The sequence below is a fragment of the Roseovarius sp. S88 genome, assembly GCF_037023735.1.
Taxonomy (GTDB): Bacteria; Pseudomonadota; Alphaproteobacteria; order Rhodobacterales; family Rhodobacteraceae; genus Roseovarius; species Roseovarius phycicola.
This window is the reverse complement of sequence record NZ_CP146070.1, coordinates 25,835-45,272: the sequence shown is the minus strand read 5'-3', so window position 1 is coordinate 45,272 and position 19,438 is coordinate 25,835. Positions and strand designations below refer to the sequence as shown.

The window sequence follows — 19,438 nt, the reverse complement described above, 5'->3', positions numbered from 1 at the left end:
ACGTGCATGGAAAAAGGGGAACCGTGATCCCACGGCTCCCCTTTCGGTTCAGATCGTCTCCCCCTGCGCGCCGATTAGGCGACCAAGGAGAGCCCCGCGCCTGCGTCCTGCGGCTGCTCACCGCTGTCGATGAACGGGATGATCGAGAAGGTCTGCCCGCCGCGCTGTTCTTCGTTCTGCACGGCGTTGACGCGCAGATCGCCATCGGGCGTGTTGATCAGCAACGAAAGGTAGTCATTACCCGTGCGGCTGCTTTTGGCCATCCAGGCCGAGCCGACGCGGATCGGTGTGCCCCGGGGCGAGCTGACCTCGATGCGGTAATCGGGGTGGGTCTCCTCGGATCTGTAGCTGTTCTCGATCAGCATGAACTCCAGATCGAACATCATGTTGGCGATGTAGCCCGTGAAGGCGTTGTCGGCGTCCATGGCGGTGAGCTCGCCCGAGAGCGAGCCGGATTTCATCAGGCCGTTCGAGACCAGCGGGATGATCTCGAACGCCCCGCTTTGGGCCGCACGCGCCTCTTTCGTCTGCACCGCATTGACCCGGAACGGGCCCAAGCCGACATCAATCTGCATCGAGATGTAGGGGTTGCCGCTGGTATTACCGGTCTCGTTCCAGGCCGTGCCGATGCGCACCTTGCGGCCTGTCTTGTTGACTGCCGTCACGTCAAAATCCGGGCTGCGCTCGGACATCTTGGCCCGCGCCTCCAACTGGATGGCGATGTCAAAGCGCGTCGAGTGGATCATGCCGGTGTACTGAGCGGCTGCGGTCTCGACATTGCGGGTGAGGGTTCCTGCGAACATGGGATGGTTCCTTTTGGATTGGCCGGTGTCTGACGTCCTTGCCAGCGCATCCGGGGTTGCTTTCTCGACCCCTTGAGGGATCACAAATCAGAAAGCTTGCTTTCCTTTCAGCCCCGCCCACGGGTCAGAGCTGCCGTCCGAGTGGGAAGGCCCCCGGCGCCTCCGGGTGCTACGCCCCTCCCCTGCCCGTCTGGTCTTGATTGGCTGCTTGGATTTTCTGCGGCGTCCTTCGGTTGCGCGACGAAAAACTCCGTTTCTTTTCCGTTCAACCGGTGCCCGCCCCGGTCGGTCAGACCGATGCAGCTACCATTCGGCACATAGGTGATGAGGTACTGACCGAGCCGGTCCTTGTGGACGACGTAGCCGGTATTGGCCCAATGCACGGTCTGGCCGGCATCAACGGCCGCCTTGATTTCATCGAGTGTCATGCGATCCTCCTTACGAAGAATGGTGGGGAAACGACGCAAGAAGCCCGATCGTCCGACCGGGCTTCCATGCAGTATTCGTTTGGCAAACGGCCGAGTGCTGTCAGGCAACATGCGTGGCTTGCGTCGCGTGCGCCGCCATCCAATCCTTCAGACCAAGAACCGTTCTTCCGGCGGCGACCTCGGAGGCCCAGGCAACCCTTGGGTCGCCACAGGGCTCGGAGCCGGAATGCCGGTCGATGTGGCCATTGGCCATCCATGGCTCGGGCTGTATCCGTCGCAGCCAGTCCGCCATGCTCGGGATACGGCCCTGACAGTCTTCGCGGACATGCTGCTCGCCGATCCAGCGCACGGGTATGTCCCGACCCGCGCTATTGGTCAGGGTCAGGCCGAAAACCCGTTCCGCCTCGAACAGGCCTTGAGCGTGGTGGCGCATGGCTCGGTGCGTGAAGAGCGCGAGGTGCTCTTTCGAGGCATCGAACCAGTCATGTATGGACTGATAGTCAGACGGCACTCCGCCGAATTTCCGGGCCGAGCTTTCAGCATGATGAAGCGGATGGGCCATCTCACAGCCCCTCGTCATAGCTGTGCGAGCATTCGACATAGCGGTCGGCATGATCGAGGGTGATGCTGTCTAGTGCTATGTCCCAGGTCAGCGTGCCGTAGCCGCCCTCGTTGTTTTCAAACCCCGGGTGATGATGATAGGCGAGCGACCAGGCGAAATCGCCAACCTCTGTGGCAAGCACCTCCGGCAGTTGGACCTCTGCAGGCTGCACCGTCACATCCTCGACATTGCCGGAGTCGCCATAACCTTCGTATTCGGCAGTGACCCCGCTGATGCCAAGCGCACGTAGTTGCGCGAGCAGCTCCGCTCGGGTCGCCTTCAAGGTGGTTTCGCGCTCCGCGCGCCACTGAGCCGCCATCGCGGCATAATCGATCTGGGGATTGGTCATGGGTCTGTCCTCTTGTCTGCAATTGGGGGGCCGGGCGTGGCATTGGTCAGCGCGCGCCCGGAAAGCGCAGACCGGCCAAATCCCGATCCGCGACGCCCGACCCAAAGCCCGCTTTGACTTTTCAGGCGGCTTGTTCTGACGTCATGGCGGCTTCCTGCCCCACGATCCGGGCCAGAATGCTGCCTGTGTCGATCCCGTCCCCATGCGGCAGGAACACCCGCAGTTGGAAGGCGATGATCTCGGTGAAGCAGCCGAGGGCCTTGAGGCCTTCGATCATGCCCCGATCCGCACCAGAGAGCTCGAGACGCATCTCGCCTGCGACCCGGCGACGGGTCAGGGTGAGACCCCGGCCCAGATCGACCGGCGCGGTGGTGCCGAGGGCGGCGGTCAGCATCTCCTGCGGCGTTTGCGGATTGGAGACGAGGAAGCGGGCGCGCAGCGCGGCGGCCCCTTCCTCGCTCAACGTGCGCCCGATCATGGCCGTCGCCCCGTCGGGCGTGACCCGGTAGATGCGTTCATTCGTGGTCGGAATGTCTTTCCAGATCGGCAACAGCAGCCCGGTCAGCAGGTAGAGTTTGGTCGTGGTGGTCTTGGGAAGGGCAGCAGCCTCGGCATCCCAAAGCCCTGCAAACTCGGGCCTTCCGATGTCTTCCCAGGCCGAGGACTCGAACCGCGTCTCCTCGAGATAGCTCGACCCGTTTGGCCTCACCGCCTTGCGCATCAGCGTCACGATATCCTCGTCATACATCTGCATGGGGTGGGCCGAAATGAGTGCCGCGCGGCCGGAGGCGCGATTCACCATCGTGGTCTTGTCCAGATTGCGAGATATGGCCTCTTCAGCGTCCAGGACATGGACCGGGTCCGTCACCTCGAGCCCGATGATCCGCGTCACGGCGCCGGATTTCGGGCAGGTCCAGAGATCCTCTGTGGAGACCTGTTCGATCTTTTCGCCGCGCAGGGTTTCCACGCCGAGATCGAGCGTGCCCGCCGCGCGCGCCCGTTCCGTCTGATCGGCGATCCGGCGCATGAACTCGGCAAAGAGCGCGTTCTGCATGTGGATGGGAAGGGCAAGCACCCGGTTGAGAAACCGCTGGATCGGGGGAAACTCCTCAAGGAGCACCCCGTCCTTGTCGATCAGCCGCAGGGCTGTCCAGTCGGTGAAGCTCTCGTAGCTCATCGCCTCAGCGCGCCCGGCGGCAAGATCGGCGAAATACCCACGTAGTGCGGCCCGCGCGATCGGGCTTTCGAGATTGTCCTCCTCGCGGAACATGCCCTGCGAGCCGGTCTCGCGCTGACCCTTGGTCAAGGCCCCCAGCTGGTCGAGGCGTTTGGCTATAGTCGACGTGAAACGCTTCTCGCCATGCACATCGGAGGTGCAAACGCGAAAGAAGGGCGTGCTGACCTGAGCCGAGCGATGCGTGCGGCCCAGCCCCTGGATGGCCGCATCCGCGCGCCAGCCTGGCTCCAAGAGGTAGTGCCGGCGCCGTTTCTGGTTCTTTGCCGTTTGCGCCGCATGATAGGAGCGGCCCGTGCCACCCGCATCCGAGAAGATCAGGATATCCTTCTCGCCGTCCATGAAGGCTTGGGTCTCGGATGAATTGCTGCTGGCGGCGCGTTTCTCGATGAAGAGGTGGCCATCGTCCGCCTTCAGAGGTCGGATCGACCTTCCTGTCACTTCGGCCACGGCATCGTCGCCAAAGGCCCAGAGGATCTGATCCAGCGCCGAAGGGATCGGGGCCAGCGTCATCAACTCCATCATGGCCGCATCGCGCAGGGCAAGCGCTTCGCGGGAGACAACCAGCGCGCCATTGGCGTCGCGCAAGGGTTCAGCCACCATGTTGCCGTCGATCTCGACAAGCTTTTGCGCATGGATCGGGAAGGCCTGTTCGAGGTATCCCAGGACGTAGTCGCGCGGCGTCAAGGCACCCTCGACGAGCTCGTCTTCCAGGTCCATCGTTTCAAGCCGGCGTTTCAGCAGGCTCTCGCCTGTCGAAACCACCTGGATGACGCAGGCGTTGCCCGCCGCCAGATCGTCCTTGATGGCGCGGATGATGGTCGGGGCTTTCATGCCCATCAGGAGATGGTTGAAGAAGCGCTGCTTCGTGCTCTCGAAGCGGGACTTGGCCGAGGCGCGTGCGGCCGAGGCATTGGTCTCGCCAAAGGCATTGTTGACGCCCGTGGCTGTCAGCGCCGCCTCGAGATTGTGGTGGATCGTCCGAAACGCACCCGCGTATGCGTCGTAGATCTCGATCTGCGCCGCGGTTAGCGCGTGTTCGAGCACATCATATTCCACGCCATCGAAGCTGAGGGCGCGCGCCGTGTAGAGGCCAAGCGTCTTGAGATCGCGGGCGACCACCTCCATGGCAGCGACACCGCCCGCCTCCATGGCCGAGACGAAGCTCTCGCGGCTCGGGAAGGGGTATTCGGGCCCTTGCCCCCAGAGACCGAGACGCGCGGCATAGGCGAGGTTGTGCACGCTCGTGGCGCCCGTGGCCGAGATGTAGAAGACGCGAGCGCGGGGTGCTGCCAGTTGCAGCCGCAGGCCAGCAAGGCCCTGCTGCGAGGGTTTGGCCCCCCTGCCCTGCTCGAATCCCGCAGCATTCTGCATGGCATGGGCCTCATCGAAGGCAAAAACGCCTTCAAAGTCTTCGCCCATCCACTCAAAGATCTGGCTGAGCCGCGTGGTGCCGCATTTGCCCGCCGAGCGCAGCGTGGCGTAGGTCACGAAGAGGATACCATCGCCCATCGGGACGGGCTGGTCCGGTTTCCATCTGGAGAGTGGCTGGATGTCTGCTGGCGAGCCGCCAAGATCGGTCCAGTCGCGGATCGCGTCCTCGATGAGCGTGGCGGATTTGGAGACCCAGATCGCCTTCCTGCGCCCGGAAAGCCAGTTCACGAGAATGAGCCCCGCGCATTCGCGGCCCTTGCCGCAACCGGTGCCGTCGCCGAGGAAATACCCAAGGCGATAGGCACGTGCGTCTGGATCATCATCAGCGCGCGTCAGCTTGGTTTGGTCGTCATCAATCGTAAACCGTCCTGGTAGGTCGCGCCCATGGGCATCATGCGCCATGATGATGGTCTCGAGCTGAGCCTCGGAGAGATGCCCATCCTCGATCAGCCTGGCAGGCAGGCGCAATTCCACACTGGCCGCGCCTGAGGGCACCGGCGGGGCCACGGAAGCCATGGCGATGCTCTCGACCAGCGGCGTGGGATGTTCCTGCGCACCCGGGAACTCGATCCGCTGCGGACGGTAGCTCGCATAGATGTCCGAGACGGGCGTGTTGTCGCGCGGAGCCTCAAGGCTTGTGAAAGTGAGCGGTATGGCGGCGTTGGTCTGAGCGTTGGACGCCGCAACTCTGGCAACTGGGCGCTTGCGCGTGACAGGTACTGGACCGACCGATCGCGCATGAGGGTTTTTCGCCGCCTGTTGTACGGGACGCGCCTCGGGCCGGGTTGCGGCAACGGCGTCGACAAAAGGAAGGGCTTCATCCAAGTCCCTGACGCTGGCGCGGATCATCTCGCCGTCCTCCTGCACCTTGTCGAAGACCATCAGCTGGGTTTCCACAGAGGTGCCGAGCTTGCGGTAGACCTGTCCGGACATCGTGAGGGCCAAGCGCGGCGTCAGGAGACCGCAAGCGCGGGACCAATGCGCGGCATCGCGTTCGGGCGTGAACCCCAGCGGCATGATCGCCACCAGCCGCCCACCGGGTGCCAGGCGCTTCGCGACTGCAATGAGATGCTTGGCGGCGATGTGCTTGTCGCGGGATCGGTCGACCGAGGAGGCAAAGGGCGGGTTCATCACCACGACGTCCGGCAGGATCGGCGTCTGCAGCAGATCGTCGATATGCTCACCGTCATGGCCCGTCACATCGCCGCCGAAAACCGCGCGCAAAAGGCGCTGGCGAAAGGGGTCGATCTCGTTGAGCAAAAGCGTGGCACCAGCCCGTGCGGCGAACGCAGCGAGAGCGCCGGTGCCCGCCGAGGGCTCCAGTACGGTCTCGCCCTTGCGGATCGCCGCGGCCCGCACCGTCAGAGCCGCGAATGCCAGCGGCGTGGAAAATTGCTGTAGCCGGATCTGCTGCTCTGACCGGCGCGTTTCCGTCAGGAGCCGCGAGGCAACGAGCTTTGCAGCGGCGATGTCACCTGCTGCACCGTCCCCACGCAGCAGCACCTGGATGGCCGCGGCCTGCATCAGGTCATATGCCATGCGCCAGTCCCAGGCACCGCCGGCATCGCTGCCATGAAGCGTCTCGCGCATAATCCGCGCGAGCGTTGAGCTGCGCAGGGGTTGGTGGTCGATCTCCGTGCCGATCTGCGCGATGGCAGAGGCGAGGTTAGCGTCGGAGATTGAGAGAGCCGGATTTGCCGGTTTGGGCTTGGTCATGGGGATTTCCTTTGGATCAGGGTCTGAGTTCCAAAGGACAAAAAGCCCGCTCTACCCTTTGAAGGCGTGTAGCGGGCAATTTCTTAGTGGGGGGCCTGCACCCCGATCATGGCCACTGCTGCGCGGCATGAAGAACGCGCAAAATGGTCACCATCTCAGGGCTTTCAGCATAAACCACGATGTAGTTCGGCCGAACAACCATCTCCCTAGTCCCGTCCACACGGCCCGCGCGGTACATCTGAGGGTGTTCTGGAAGGAGGGACGTCTTGTGTTCAATCTCATCTTTGAGAACTTGGGCGGCATCCGGGTTGTCGTCAGAAATGTAGTCAATGATTGCCAGCAAGTCGGCTATGGCCGTTGCTTTCCATTCAAGATTTGGCAAGGCGCTTCCCGTCAATCAATGCCTGGGCGTCTTGCATCGCCTTGGCATGGGGCGTTGTGGGCCTTGGATCGTCCAGCGCTTCCTGTACCTTCGCCCGGAACCAGGCGTCATAGGCATCCGGATCAGCGGTCAATCCGGCAGGCAAGCCGCCTTCTGCGGCCACGCGGGTCAGAAGAATACGCACCGCGTCGGAGAGCGTCAGACCGACGCCCGCAAGTGCGTCCGAAGCCTGTGCTTTCAGCTGATCGTCAACACGGACATGAAGCATGGATGTTTGGGCAGGCATGGATGGTCCTCCAGTTGATGGGAGCGGTGTATCTCATTTGAGATACGATTTCAAGTCGGCAGTATGTGCGCGCGTGGTCCCGTGGTGTTGTTTCAGCGGGAAACTCAGCCACCATGCCTCGCCAGGAACTCCGCCAGCACAGGACTGGCCTCGCCCTTTGCGGCGCTGAGCAGCTCCGAGCCCGCAAGCGAGGCCTTCGACAGGCGGACGAGCCCGCCGGTTTCCTCGATGCGGTAGCAGCGGCGTTTTTGCCGCCCCCGCTTGTAGTGCGTCGCAGTGACGATCTGGCAGGTGCTGCCGTCGGTGAGCGTCACAGGCGCTGCGAGCTTGATCTTGTCGCCTTCCTCGTAGTCCGGGATCGCAGCCCAATCCCGACAGCGCTGGCGCCAGTCCCGGGCGTAGCTGTCAGGGTCTTTCAGGTCGGACAGGAGGGCCAACAGGCTCAGTGGCGCGCGGGATTCGACCGGTCCCGCACTTTCTTCCATGTCCTTGTAGCCCCAACACCCATCGTCGTAACGGGTGAGGAAGACAGCACCGAAGGTGATCGAGCCGTCAGGATCGGTGACATAGGTCGCGTCCTCGACAGGGGTGCCGTCGCGATTGGTAACCCTAGCCGCTGCATACCAGGTGGAGCCAACCTTACAGGCCTTGACCAGTTCGGTTTTGCGCGTGTCGCCCTCAAAGGTGCAGAGCCGGGCAATCTCCGCTTTCTCATCCGCGTGGGTCTGGATGCGGCGGTCGGTGTAAAACAGCCAACCCACTACGCCGCCCTCCGGTCATCGATTTCCATCAGCGCATCGAGAGGCACGCGATAGGGCTGCATGGCGTCGAAATCCTCGCAATTGCCGCAGTTCTGTACGATCGCGAAGGTGTCGCAGGCATCCTTGAGGATGACCCGGAAGGTGCCGCCAAGACCCGAGGGCACCTCGTAGGTTCCACCGATGAGGAAGTCGGACGCCCGGCGCACGAAGACGCGAATGCTGTGGCCATCGGTGGCGAGCCGGATGGCCCCCTGCCCCCGGTCGATGAGCACCTGCACATCGTCGAGGATGTCGGTGTAGAACTGGCCGGTCAGATCGCGAAACGCCATGCGGCGCTGCGCCATCCAGTCTGTATCCCGAAACGGGTTCATGCCGTCGGCGAAGGCGAAGGAGGGATCGGCCTGTTCGGTGGTGACGATGCGGGTGGTCGTGCCATCGATACCGTTCGAGCGCAGATGCACACCATTGCCGACGATCAGGATCAGGGCGGGCCTGTCCACGGGTCCGTTCCAGTTGGGCAGGAAGGTCTTGCAGGCGCGCGCATGGGCGATCTGCGCCGCAACAGCGGAGGCAGAGAATTTGAGAATAGCCATGGGGATGTCTTTCTGTTCGGTTTGGAGGGGTCGACCCGCGCAGGGAATGCCTCGCGCGGGTCGCGTGAGGACTCAGGCCGCTTGCGCGACCTCGCTGTCAGGCTCCAGGGTTTCCGCAGTGGGCTCCGCCTCATCGTAGGCGCCACCCGCGGTCTGCATCATAGGCGGGCACCAGGCGGCCACGGCAGCGCGCTGCGCGTCCGTGAGCGTGGCGAAGGGCTCGGCGAAAAGCTTGTCGCAGAAGGCGACGATCTCCTTCTTGCTCGACGAGGCCAGCGTCACCGCCTCTTGGGCCAGGCCCAGATCCTCGCCGAGGATCTTCAGGAGCCAGGCCTTCTTGAAACGATTGAAGAGCGCCGCATTCGGCGTCCAGTGGGCGCGAATGTCGGGCATGATCTCGATCTCGAAGTCATGCATCAGGCTGTCACGCTGCCGGTCCCGCGCGAAGCAGGATTGCGTCGTGCTTGCCGTCGCATAGGCGACGAGCTTGGCCTTCTCGCCTGCCTCCAGCGCGCGGAACGCCGCGAACTGATCGGCAGGGGACCGGGTGTCATCGAGCCACGAGAGGTCAAGTATATCATGCGCCGCCGCGACCTGCTCGAGCGAGGTCTCGTCGATCTCATCCATCTTGGCGTGGCTGCGGTATTCCTTGCGGGCGTCGACTTTGATCGCCTGCGTGGCACTCATGCCGGCGCCAAGGACGTCACTGACCAGCTTGAAGAGCGTCAGATCGAGCGTGGCTTCCGGATGCAGCGCCATCGCAGCCCCAAGCGCCATGGCTCGCTCGGTCTTGAGGTCCTCAGCCAGTGAGGCTGGGTAGGTGATTTCGCCGGCGTCCGGGGCCTCCTCCGCGGTCGGGCTTGCCGAGGAGCCGCGCGCGCCCTCCTCTTTGACGGTGTCTTCCGGGCGGACGAGACCCACATGGAGCGTCACCTGACCACTCGACCAGGACGCGACCACGCCTGCACGGGCAAGATCCTCGGCGCTGTAGGCCTCCTGCAGGTCGCGGGCTTCCTCTTCCAAGGCATCCACGCGGTCGTAAAGCGCGTTGTAGGCACCGTCCTCGAGCCCCTCATCCTCCATCTCGAGCTGCAATTTCTCAAGCTCGGCGGTAATCTCATCGATGCGCTTCCGGGCAGCATCATCCGGCTCGATCGGGCCGGGATAGACGCGGCCGTAGTCGACCATGGTCGCGTAATCATAGCGCACCATCGCATCGGCCCAGGCAAAGCCCAGCTTTATGCGGGCCTCTTCGGCGGCGGCACCGAGCTTCTCGAGCACGATGGTTTCGACCAGCGCTGCATCCTCCAGCACGGAATGCTCTTCCAGAAGGTCAGCCGCGACGGCGCCGCCGCGGGCCTCGTAGTCCGCGCGCACGAAAGCCCCGATATCATCGCTGACCTGCACCCCGCGGGATTTGAGCGCCTGACGGACCGTGTAGGCCTGCAGGTAGCTGTCTTCCTTGGTCAGCGCCTCATAGACCTCGCGCTGCACCTCCTGGCCCGGGTGCTCGGCAAAGGCCTTCATTGTGTCGAGCGTGATAACCTTCGCCCGGGCTGCGGCGCGGATGTCTGGGTGGATCAAGCCATAGCGCAACCGGCCTTTCACGGCGACCACCGTGGTGCCGAAGGTCTTTGCGATCGTCTCAGGCGTCTGGCCGTCGACCTCCATCATCCGCGCAAAGGCCTCGAATTCGTCAATGGCGTTCATCGGCGCTTGCGTGATGTTTTCGGCAAGCGACAGAGCCGTGGTGAGGTCGCACTCCTCAGGGACAAGGCGGCACTCGATCTTGGTCTTCGCCGTGAAGCCCTTGGCGGCTTTGTCGGCAACCAGTTCCTTCAGCGCGGCATGGCGTCGACCGCCTGCGAGTACGGCATATTTGCCGTCGATCTTCTGAACCAAGAGCGGCTGGAGCAGGCCCAGCACAGCGATGCTGGCCTTCAGATGCGCGATGTTCTCGGGGTCATAGGTTTCCGGCGCGTTGCTGCGCACATTAGCGGGATGCGGGACCAGATCGCCGATGGCGACGGTGAGAGGGGCAAAGCTTGTAGTCATGGGATATCCTTCCAGGTGGGTGAGGTGTGGCCCGCGCGCTCACGCGCGTGACCAATCCCCGGCTTCGGGGATCACGACGACAAAAGGCCCACTCTCCCTTTGAGGGAGCAGCGGGCCTTCATCGCTTGAGGTATCAGGTTTGGAGGTGCCCCCTGCCCTACCAGTCGCGCGCCAGCATGATGGTCAGCACGCGCATGGTGGTGGCGGGATTGTCCGGGGCCTCGGCCCCGTAGCGGAAGTCGGAATCCGCCTCGTAGAGATCGATTTTCCAGAACACGGTCTCGCCCCGGATCTGGACTGCGCCGAAATCGTGCCATCCTTCGGGGTCATTCTCCGGCTCGAATGTGGCAAACTCACCGGTTGCCTTCACCGCCTCGGCCATGAAGCCGTCATCGGCCTCCATGAGCGAGCGGGTGACATGCATGCGGCCCTGGATGGGCTGCGCGGGCGGCACACCGAGACAGGCGAGCTTGCGGAACGCATCGTTTTGGGCAGCGATCACGGTCGGATCCGGACGGTCTGTCTGGGATTGAGCGGTACTGGTCATGGGGCTCTCCTTTGAGAAGTTGAAACACCCTTCCCAAAGCCCGCTTTTTCTTTTCCGCTTGGCGGAAGGACCGAAGCAGAAGGTGCCTTACCCGAACAGCCCTCTGGGGCGGTAATTCGGGTTGGGGATGGTTTCGATCCAGCCGCCCTGGTCCGTGATGGCCTCGAGCGCTGCTGAAAGCGGATACGCGCCCTCAGACGAGCTCCACCAATAGGCGCCGCGTTTGAAGGTGATGATCTTGCGGCGGCCGTCTTTGAAGCAGGCCACCCGCAGCCTTTTGGGTTCCTTGCGTGACATGGGAGTCTCCGTTTACTCGGATGTCAGGCGGCCTCGGCGCGGCCCCCTGCCCTACCCGCCTCAGATTTGGCGATCAGGTAGTCGCAGGCGCGCTGCGCATCCGCGGCGTGCTTGAAGATTGCGCCCTTGTCCGACCGAAGGACGCGCAACCAGTTGTGGAGGTAGGCGGCATTCATCTCGAGCGTATGCGCGGTGAAGCCAAGCGTTTGCCCCAGGAACACCGAGGTCAGTTCCGCGACGATCTCCTCGCGGGCGTAGGAGGTATTGCCGAACTTCGAGAGCCCGAAATCACGGTTCAGCCGATGCGGTGCTTTTGTGGCATGGGCCAGCTCATGCGCCCAGACCCCGTAGAAATTGCGCGGGTCCTGAAACCGCGTGATGGACGGCATGTAGACCTTGTCCACGGGCGGCAGGTAGTACGCTTCCGTTCCTGTGAAGACGGTTGTGATGTCGATGGTATCGAAAAACGCCTGCATGTGCGGGACGGGCTCGGACGGCGGATGCTCAGGCACCGGGTCCGGCTCGGGATGGAAGCTATCCGGCAAACCCTCGATCTGGCAGGCATTGAACACGCGGTAGGATTTCTGGAAGCGGAAGATACGGGCTTCCTCGGAGTGATCATTCCCGTCGCTGTGATCATGCTCATCGCCGGCGTCTCTCCGGCTTTGACCGTAGTAAACGACGACAGAGGACTTTTCGCCCTTGCGAACCTTTGCATCCAAGGCATTGGCTTGCGGCAACGTCATCCAGAAGGGAGAGCTGTGGCCCGCCATCACGGTCCGCATCGTCAGCAGAAAGTTGTTCACTCCCTGGTAGGGTTCGCCGCCCACGCGCAGGGGGCGACAGCTGCCACCTGCGGTCCATGGCTTGCGCCACGGCAGGACGCCGCGCTCGATGATGCGGATGATTTCGTTTGTGATGACCTCTGAGGCATCGAATTTGGGCGTACGGGATCGGGCCATGGCTGGCCTCCTTTTCGAGTTTTGGTGAGAGGGAGTGGTGACTAGGTTGACCGACAGGGGCGCGGATCGTTGGCGATCCTGGCACCGAGGGCTTCGACCATGTCGATGTAGGTGGTCAGCGACACGGACCTGCCAGGGCCGCAAGGTTCAGGGTCGATCGATCCGTCCCGCGCCACCCGCGGCAGGTTCGCGAAGGCGATGACATCGGTGACGGGTCGGATATCGATGAATGGGGTCCCTCGTGCGACCGCAAGGGTGGCCAAGGGAAAGCGCTCGATCGGCGCGAAGGTCGACACGGTGGTCCAACCAAGATGGAGGAAAGTCCCGCCCTCTCCGCAGATCACGTGCGCGTTTGGCAATTACGCCGCCTGCTTCAGATAGCCGAGATCACGCAGGACGGTCTCGCGCTCGAGCCGTTGTGCCTGCCCCGTCTGGCCGGTTCGGCGTAGTTCCTTGTGTCGCCACCACCAGGCAGCGGTCGCGCGCAACACGCGCAAGACACCTGTTTGCATCGGAATGCCCTTCATCAGGAACGGCAGACCGGAACCCGGCCCGGACCCATCTGAGGGACCCCAAAGGCCCTCATCCGTCAGTCACAAAACCCGAAGGACACTTTCTCTTTTTCCGGCCCCTTTGGGCACACAACAAAACCGGAAAGCCCGGCCCTTCTGCCGAAGCCATTGATTTCATGCAGCAATTCCAGATCGGCAGGCAAGATCGGCAACGCATATCGGCAAAACCTTGCTTGAAAGTACGAAATGTGTTTATTTTTCAATTACTTTGCAAACATGGAAGATCGGCAAAAATGCTGGAAACACCCGCCAGGATCGAACCCTGCTTCTTCGAGGAGCATATTCCCACAGAACTGGCAGACCTTTCGGTCGACATCCAGAGGGAAGCCACCGGGCTGGGACAAGGGTTGCATCCTGACAGCGCAGCCGAACTTGCCGATCTCGTCCGTGTGATGAACTGCTACTACTCCAACCTGATCGAAGGACACAACACGCGCCCCCGCGACATCGAAAGGGCGCTGGCTGGTGCCGAGCTTGAGGAAGAAACCCGTCCCCTCGCCCTTGAGGCCCGAGCGCACGTCATCGTTCAACGGGCCATCGACGAGATGCATCGCATAGGCGCCCTGCCCCGCCCCACATCCGTCGAATTCCTGACTTGGGTCCATAAGAGCTTCTACGACGAGATGCCGGATGAGTTTCGGGTCATCGAACATCCCGACGGCACACACGAGCCCATCGTTCCGGGACGCATGCGCCAGGATGACGATCGGGAAGTTGCGGTCGGGCGCCACCTACCTCCTTCATCGTCGCGCGTCGCGGCATTCATGGACCATTTCGACAAACGATTTCAGATTGCGGCGCGGTCTTCGAGCGGACGGATCATCGCGATCGCCTCTGCACATCACCGGCTCAACTACATCCACCCTTTCCCGGATGGTAACGGCCGTGTCAGCAGACTGATGTCTCATGCCATGGCCCTCACAGCGGGGATTGGTGGCCAAGGGCTCTGGTCCGTATCACGTGGGCTGGCCCGCGGGCTAACCGATCGGGGCGAGTACAAACGGATGATGGATCTGGCCGATAGTCCACGCCGCGGAGACCGCGACGGACGGGGGAACCTGTCAGAAGCCGCACTGAAGACGTTCAGTGAATGGTTCCTAAAGGTAACGCTCGACCAGATCACCTTCTCAGCAAGATTGTTCGATCTCGGCGGACTCGACCAACGGTATCGTCGTCTTGTTGCAGATACCATCGATGACAAGCGAGCGCCGGAACTAATCTCGGCGGTTCTTCGGCATGGCGGACTGGAACGAGGCGATGCGCAGATTGTGCTCAAGACGTCCGAGCGTACTGCTCGCAACACGCTGAGTAAACTGACCGCCGCCGGATATCTGACTTCCGCCTCGCCGAAGACGCCAGTCCGGTTGGCGTTTCCGTTGGATTATCGAGAGCGGCTCTTTCCAAACCTCTTTGGAGATGGTGACCTCCCACAATAACTTTAGGGATTTAGGTTTTGATGCTTGGCCGCCGATTTCTTCCATGAGCTGCGAGATTTTCATCAAGGCTTGCTCGTGTGTCACTTGTCCACCGCGGTGGACATCTGCTGGTCTGAGATAAACTGAAGAACCACCACGCGCCGCTAGGTGCGTTTGGGCAGTTTTGGTTGCCACAAGCGCCGCTTCTTGTTCGAAGTCCACCGCGGTGGACATTAGACAGTTCGCTCATTGGTTTCGGACAGTCGCTTGATCAAAGCTAATGGATCAAATTGGTTTTGCCTTTGACCCAGGGTGATACTGTGAAAATACGCCCCAAAATCCCTGATGCGTTTTCCAAGCTGTAACATGATGAAGATCGCGCATGACGCTTTCTGAGCTCCTACAGCATTCTTGGCTTTCTCGAAAGTTTCTGGGTGTATGCCCATCATGGGTGCAAGTGTTCGAGCATGGTTTTCAATATCCAACCAGTTTCTAAGTCTCTCTGTGGAGAACGATGTCGCCTGATCGCAGACTGAGGTCAGCAAGTCTGGTTTCAGGGCCTCATCGCCTATGTTGCTATCTAAATCTTTTTTTTCTTCTTCAGACTTAGATTGATGCCGGACAGTTTGTCCGTCATTGGCGGGCAATTCCATAGTTTCAGGCGGGTCATCCGGGGTAGACAAACTCTGGCATTCTGCATCTGTATTGGCGAGCAGAGCGTGGTATTCGGGGAGGCTCAGCTTCCTGCGTAGAGCTTTCCGTGCGTGGTTGATGAATGCGTTGCTAGGATCGTGCTCTTCCAAATGGGCGAGCTTTGTAAGGATCTGTTTGCGGACAAATATCCGATCTCGCCGGTTATTCTCCATCTCTTGCGCGATGGCTATAAGCTCGCTCGCGCGTTGGAGCAGGGGGTGAGAGACAATCCGAAACTGATGCACTCCCCGCCGGATGAGCGAACGCGGTAGCGCTTTCGGTTCGAGCTGTCATTGCGCTTGATGAATCCGAGTTCAACGAAGCGGTTGATGTGCCTTCGGAGTGTCCGTTCGTCGATTCCGCCAACGCGCTGGCAAAGTGAATTGTTAGACGCAAAAACCGTTTCGCCATGGCCAGGTTTCAGAAAACTGAGCATTGCTTGAAGTGTCTGTATGTGGCCAGGACGTAGACCAAACACGCTGCGTGCATCTCTCAGGGCTCTGAAGATGGTCCAGACGTCGGTTTCAGATGGGGGAAATGAGCCGCGGGTTGCATCAGCACCTGCGGCTTCGATCGAGAGTTTTGTAAATGCCATGGCTTGTTCACGACGACCGTTCGGCCCACAACTTCCCCGTCTCTTTCCTCGAATTTTCGCGGAAAAAGGCAAAAAATATCAGTCCACCGAATCGGTGACTCTTGACCGGTATGCTGGAGGTTGCTACATCAAAGATGCTAATCAGATGATGAGGGCTCTCCAGGGGAAACTTTGGGGGGCTCTTTTCTTTCGGGTCTTCGCTTTTCTCCTCTGCTCGTGTTGCTCTGTGTGGCCTGGGTTAGGACCCAGAGCCTCTCTCATTCCGCCACTGTACGAAGAGTTGCAAAAGCGTAGCTTCCGCGTGTTCTTCGAGCCATTGGCCGAATTCTGGATTGTCCTTCTTGGTGACCTTGAGAGCGATCGCCTTCTCATCGATTGTCAGCGTGCCCAATGAACTGCCGTTCTCATCATTGATGACCGAAGTCAGCCCACGATTGGGCGGCTTCTTGTCGCTACGTGCTTTGCTCGAGCAAGCCGAATAGACCGCTTGGAACTTTTCGGAACTAGGAGTGTCGTCGGGCAGGGCGGCGAGCGCCTCTTTGGCGATGTCCACCAAATCTACCTTCACCGATAAGGCAGCTAGCTCACCCCACTGCCGTCGTCCGATGCCATGTGCTGGCCCGATGAGTTGAACAAGACCGTCTGGCAGTTGTTCTATGACGACCCTGTGGTTGGATACGCCTTGCCGGGTCAGACCTAGAGCATCTTGAATGACACCGGGTTTGTACCCGGATTCTTGCATCTCTTTGATAAAAATAGACTTTTCTATAAAAGACGGATCAAGCCTGAGGTTGTTCTCCTGGCCTTGAGCGATCAGAGATGCGTCATCGTCCAAGGTTCGAACAATTGCCTTGACCGTTCCACCGACCTTACGGATCGCCGCAAGCCTGCGGCGGCCGTAGATGATGCGGTATCTGTCCGGTTGGGCTGATGGACGGACCATGATGGGCACTTGTTGGCCATGCTTGCGAATGCTCTCGGACAACTCATCGATACTGGAATCTTCCAGCACCAACCGATCGCGCAGCCCATCCATGTCAATCTGATCGGGTTCGATATCGCGAATCGAGTTTGCTGTGATCTCGCGCAAAGAGTCGCGCAATCCTCCAACAGATCCCGGCAGCTTTGCCGCTTTTGACGGGGTAGGGGAGGGGGCTCCGCTCTCCGTCTCATTCCTTGGAGGCTGGTTGAAGATGTTTCGGGCCATCAGCGACGCCCCCATGCCATTTGGATCGTCTGCTCTAGCTCATCGCCAACGCCATTCACGCTGGTCAGGGCGCGATCAATTGTCTTTCTGATGAATTGGCTTGGATCGACTTCGTAGACGGTCTGCTGGGTCATCCCCGCGTCGGAGATCGCCGTAGACTTCAGCATCGGCTCTGTCATGACCTGACCCGCCAGAATTGATCTCAGGTAGCCTGCCATTTGGGTCTGCGGACCGTCCGACGGTTCATATCTGGTAATCAGGAACTTGACAAAATCCCATGTGACACGCCGACCGATGGCTTCCTCCACGGCCTTGACCGTTTCTGAAGCAAGCTTAAGGAATTGGCTCATGGATGCGATGTCAAGCATGCCAGGTACCACGGTAACCAAAAGCCCCGTCGAGGCTGCCAGCGCAGTCAGGGTTAGAAACCCAAGCTGAGGCGGGCAGTCGATCAGGACGATGTCGTAGTTTGCCTCAACCTCTTCAAGCGCCAAGGCGAGGCGCTCTGCAAAGATGGGCTGTACGCGACGGGCGAGAGCGTTTGCGGTCTCGGTTTCGTACTCCGAGAGCATCAAACCGGCGGGCACCATGTCGAGCTTATGGAAGTAGGTCTTTTGGATGACGTTCGAGAGAGGAACTTGGTCCTCATATCTCAAAGCATCATAGATTGTGCCGCCATCGGCGAACTCAAGCTCGGGCCGAAAGCCGAAAAACGTGGTCAAACTTGCTTGCGGATCGAGGTCTAGGACCAGCACGCGGTAACCGCGCAAGGCATACCTTTGCGCAAGATGAATCGTTGCAGTAGTCTTTGATGAACCGCCTTTGAAGTTGACGACGGATATCACCTGGAGACGATCGCCATCACGTCGACCTGGGCGGTAGCTTTCTGCGTTCTTTCCAGTGCGTCCAAGGACATCGCGCAACTCATCAATCTCTTGGGCTGTGTAGAACCGGTGTCCGCGGTTGTCTGTATGCACTTCCGGGAAGCTGCCGTCCTTGTGCCGGTTGCGCAGGTTAGATGTGCTTACGCGCAGGAGGCCGGCGACTTCGGTGGAACTGAAGCGGCGTAGGGACTTTCGTTCTTCGGGTTCGAAAGCGATCTTCATCTGGCGATCCAAAGACTCAGCCAGATTGTCGGCAAATGCTCCGATATCGGAAGAGCCTATGCCTTGCGTATATCCATTGTTACGATCATCCATGTCCTGCCGCCCACTCTCGGCCTCTGTTGAGGCTCTTAGTCATTCTGACGGTGTACAGCGTGTCTGACGCGTTTTGCCGTCAGAATGGGAATGCCACGATCCAGTGAGTCCGGCAAGAAGAATCTAAATGTAGTGTGAAAGTTATCCACAACACCTATAGGTGTTGTTGTATAAAAAACTCAGCAAGTCATTGATATAGATATATTAAATGCAGATCTAACCGAATCGAGCCGCTACTCTGTTGAGTTGGCACATTAGCAGCTAACCCCAAACAACTAATGGCACTTTCTGCCTCCTGCGGAGTTTTCTCCCGGTGAAATTTTTGGATTCGGGTCAGAAGCTACATCTGATCTTGGCTCGATTCGTACGGCATGAGGCCAAGTCGTTCCGCCCGCTCCAACAGCATTTTCACCGAAGACGGCTGCCATCTTGTTCGGCCACGAGGCGTGCGTTCGCGCATCGCTTCCAGCCGGGTGCAGATCGCCTGAAGCGTGATGTCGGGGTCCGCGCCCTTGATGCCGGCGACGATGGCGGGCAGACGGTCGTCGGTTTCGCGGCGCCCGGCGCGGGACAGCACCTCGGTAGGCAGGAAGCCGTCGCGGACATAGGCCTTCACAGCGCGCAGCAGGCGGCTTTGGGTCCAGCGACGCGCCTTGGGCAAGGGGCCGTTGATGATGCGCAGCACGTCCTCCCAAGCCAAGCCGGGTCGCAACCGGCGCACGTGGGGCACCCAATCTTGTGCCGTCTCGTTCAAACGCTCCATGTAGCCGTCCTGTCGCGCCAGCCGCACTTTGCGAAGAGCAGCAGGGTCTTTGGCACGCAGTCCAGGGTTCCCACCCACGCGGCCCTTTGTGCGCGCGCTGGCGAGGCCGGCCTTGGTGCGTTCCCGGATCAGGGCGCGCTCGAACTCGGCCGCAGCGCCCAAGACCTGCAGCGTGAACTTGCCTTGCGGGGATCCGGTGTCGATCGGGTCCTGAATGGAACGAAAGAACGCCCCCTTGGCCTCCAGCCGCTCGATCACCTCCAGCAGATGCGACAGGGATCGCGCGAGGCGGTCAATCCGCACGACCACCAGCGTGTCGCCCTTGCCGATGCGCTCCAACACCCGCGCAAGCACCGGCCGCGCACGATTGCCGCCCGAGGCCTGTTCTTCATGGATTTCGGCGCAGCCTGCGGATTTCAGGGCCTGCGACTGGGGCAGGGGGGTCTGGTCTTCGGTCGATACGCGGGCATAACCGATCAGGGGCATCAAAACAGTCTTTTTGCAGTTCTATCTATCGCTAATAAACGACCGTTTGTAAACGAATGC

18 protein-coding genes and 2 pseudogenes are annotated in these 19,438 nt (G+C 60.7%); 1 reads left to right on the top strand and 19 read right to left on the bottom strand.

Annotation, left to right across the window (positions count from 1 at the left end; translation table 11 throughout):
- Positions 1-74: 74 nt before the first annotated feature.
- The 14 genes and pseudogenes from RZ517_RS18100 to RZ517_RS18035 all read right to left on the bottom strand — a co-directional run bounded on the left by RZ517_RS18100 (position 75) and on the right by RZ517_RS18035 (position 12,975).
- The gene (locus RZ517_RS18100; protein ID WP_338551296.1) at positions 75-803 is read right to left on the bottom strand and encodes a DUF736 family protein; all 729 of its coding nucleotides are present in this window, start codon (positions 801-803) and stop codon (positions 75-77) included.
- A 124-nt stretch (positions 804-927) separates the two neighbouring features.
- Positions 928-1,231, bottom strand: a pseudogene (locus tag RZ517_RS18095) (hypothetical protein).
- A gap of 100 nt (positions 1,232-1,331) precedes the next feature.
- Positions 1,332-1,793: a DUF6915 family protein gene (locus RZ517_RS18090; protein ID WP_055296428.1), complete on the bottom strand. Its 462-nt coding sequence runs from the start codon at positions 1,791-1,793 to the stop codon at positions 1,332-1,334.
- Between the two features lies 1 nt (position 1,794).
- Complete coding sequence (locus tag RZ517_RS18085) at positions 1,795-2,181, bottom strand: DUF6878 family protein (protein WP_071974125.1); 387 nt, start codon at positions 2,179-2,181, stop codon at positions 1,795-1,797.
- 121 nt (positions 2,182-2,302) lie between these two features.
- Positions 2,303-6,565, bottom strand: a complete 4,263-nt coding sequence (locus RZ517_RS18080; RefSeq protein ID WP_338551294.1) for a strawberry notch family protein — start codon at positions 6,563-6,565, stop codon at positions 2,303-2,305.
- 106 nt (positions 6,566-6,671) lie between these two features.
- Positions 6,672-6,947, bottom strand: a complete 276-nt coding sequence (locus RZ517_RS18075; protein WP_081824934.1) for a type II toxin-antitoxin system mRNA interferase toxin, RelE/StbE family — start codon at positions 6,945-6,947, stop codon at positions 6,672-6,674.
- Entirely contained in the window at positions 6,934-7,233 is a 300-nt protein-coding gene (locus RZ517_RS18070) for a type II toxin-antitoxin system RelB/DinJ family antitoxin (protein WP_044353023.1), read from the bottom strand. Before RZ517_RS18070 ends, RZ517_RS18075 begins: the two co-directional genes overlap by 14 nt.
- Before the next feature lie 104 nt (positions 7,234-7,337).
- On the bottom strand, positions 7,338-7,994 hold the full coding sequence (locus tag RZ517_RS18065) for a DUF6927 domain-containing protein (RefSeq protein ID WP_338551293.1): 657 nt from the start codon (positions 7,992-7,994) through the stop codon (positions 7,338-7,340).
- Positions 7,994-8,587: a regulator gene (locus tag RZ517_RS18060; RefSeq protein WP_338551292.1), complete on the bottom strand. Its 594-nt coding sequence runs from the start codon at positions 8,585-8,587 to the stop codon at positions 7,994-7,996. The genes RZ517_RS18065 and RZ517_RS18060 overlap by 1 nt, the downstream gene beginning before the upstream one ends.
- A 72-nt stretch (positions 8,588-8,659) precedes the next feature.
- A complete protein-coding gene (locus tag RZ517_RS18055) occupies positions 8,660-10,642 on the bottom strand; it encodes a ParB/RepB/Spo0J family partition protein (protein WP_338551291.1) in 1,983 nt (660 codons plus the stop codon).
- Between the two features lie 157 nt (positions 10,643-10,799).
- Complete coding sequence (locus tag RZ517_RS18050) at positions 10,800-11,189, bottom strand: DUF3768 domain-containing protein (protein WP_335949255.1); 390 nt, start codon at positions 11,187-11,189, stop codon at positions 10,800-10,802.
- 87 nt (positions 11,190-11,276) lie between these two features.
- The gene (locus RZ517_RS18045; protein WP_338551290.1) at positions 11,277-11,486 is read right to left on the bottom strand and encodes a DUF6330 family protein; all 210 of its coding nucleotides are present in this window, start codon (positions 11,484-11,486) and stop codon (positions 11,277-11,279) included.
- Positions 11,487-11,509: 23 nt separating this feature from the next.
- On the bottom strand, positions 11,510-12,448 hold the full coding sequence (locus tag RZ517_RS18040; RefSeq protein WP_338551289.1) for an ArdC family protein: 939 nt from the start codon (positions 12,446-12,448) through the stop codon (positions 11,510-11,512).
- 41 nt (positions 12,449-12,489) lie between these two features.
- Positions 12,490-12,975 (bottom strand): annotated as a pseudogene (locus tag RZ517_RS18035) (hypothetical protein).
- Between the two features lie 278 nt (positions 12,976-13,253).
- Here RZ517_RS18035 and RZ517_RS18030 point away from each other — a divergent pair.
- A complete protein-coding gene (locus tag RZ517_RS18030) occupies positions 13,254-14,456 on the top strand; it encodes a Fic family protein (protein WP_338551288.1) in 1,203 nt (400 codons plus the stop codon).
- A 212-nt stretch (positions 14,457-14,668) separates the two neighbouring features.
- Here the strand turns inward: RZ517_RS18030 and repC are convergent, their stop codons facing one another.
- From repC to RZ517_RS18005, 5 genes are all read right to left on the bottom strand, one after another.
- On the bottom strand, positions 14,669-15,238 hold the full coding sequence (repC, locus tag RZ517_RS18025; protein ID WP_338551287.1) for a replication initiation protein RepC: 570 nt from the start codon (positions 15,236-15,238) through the stop codon (positions 14,669-14,671).
- A gap of 77 nt (positions 15,239-15,315) precedes the next feature.
- Positions 15,316-15,723: a helix-turn-helix domain-containing protein gene (locus tag RZ517_RS18020; RefSeq protein ID WP_338551286.1), complete on the bottom strand. Its 408-nt coding sequence runs from the start codon at positions 15,721-15,723 to the stop codon at positions 15,316-15,318.
- A gap of 238 nt (positions 15,724-15,961) precedes the next feature.
- A complete protein-coding gene (gene repB, locus RZ517_RS18015; RefSeq protein WP_338551285.1) occupies positions 15,962-16,930 on the bottom strand; it encodes a plasmid partitioning protein RepB in 969 nt (322 codons plus the stop codon).
- Positions 16,930-18,129: a plasmid partitioning protein RepA gene (repA, locus tag RZ517_RS18010; RefSeq protein ID WP_338551284.1), complete on the bottom strand. Its 1,200-nt coding sequence runs from the start codon at positions 18,127-18,129 to the stop codon at positions 16,930-16,932. Before repA ends, repB begins: the two co-directional genes overlap by 1 nt.
- Positions 18,130-18,469: 340 nt before the next feature.
- On the bottom strand, positions 18,470-19,378 hold the full coding sequence (locus RZ517_RS18005; RefSeq protein ID WP_338551283.1) for a recombinase family protein: 909 nt from the start codon (positions 19,376-19,378) through the stop codon (positions 18,470-18,472).
- Between the last annotated feature and the right edge of the window lie 60 nt (positions 19,379-19,438).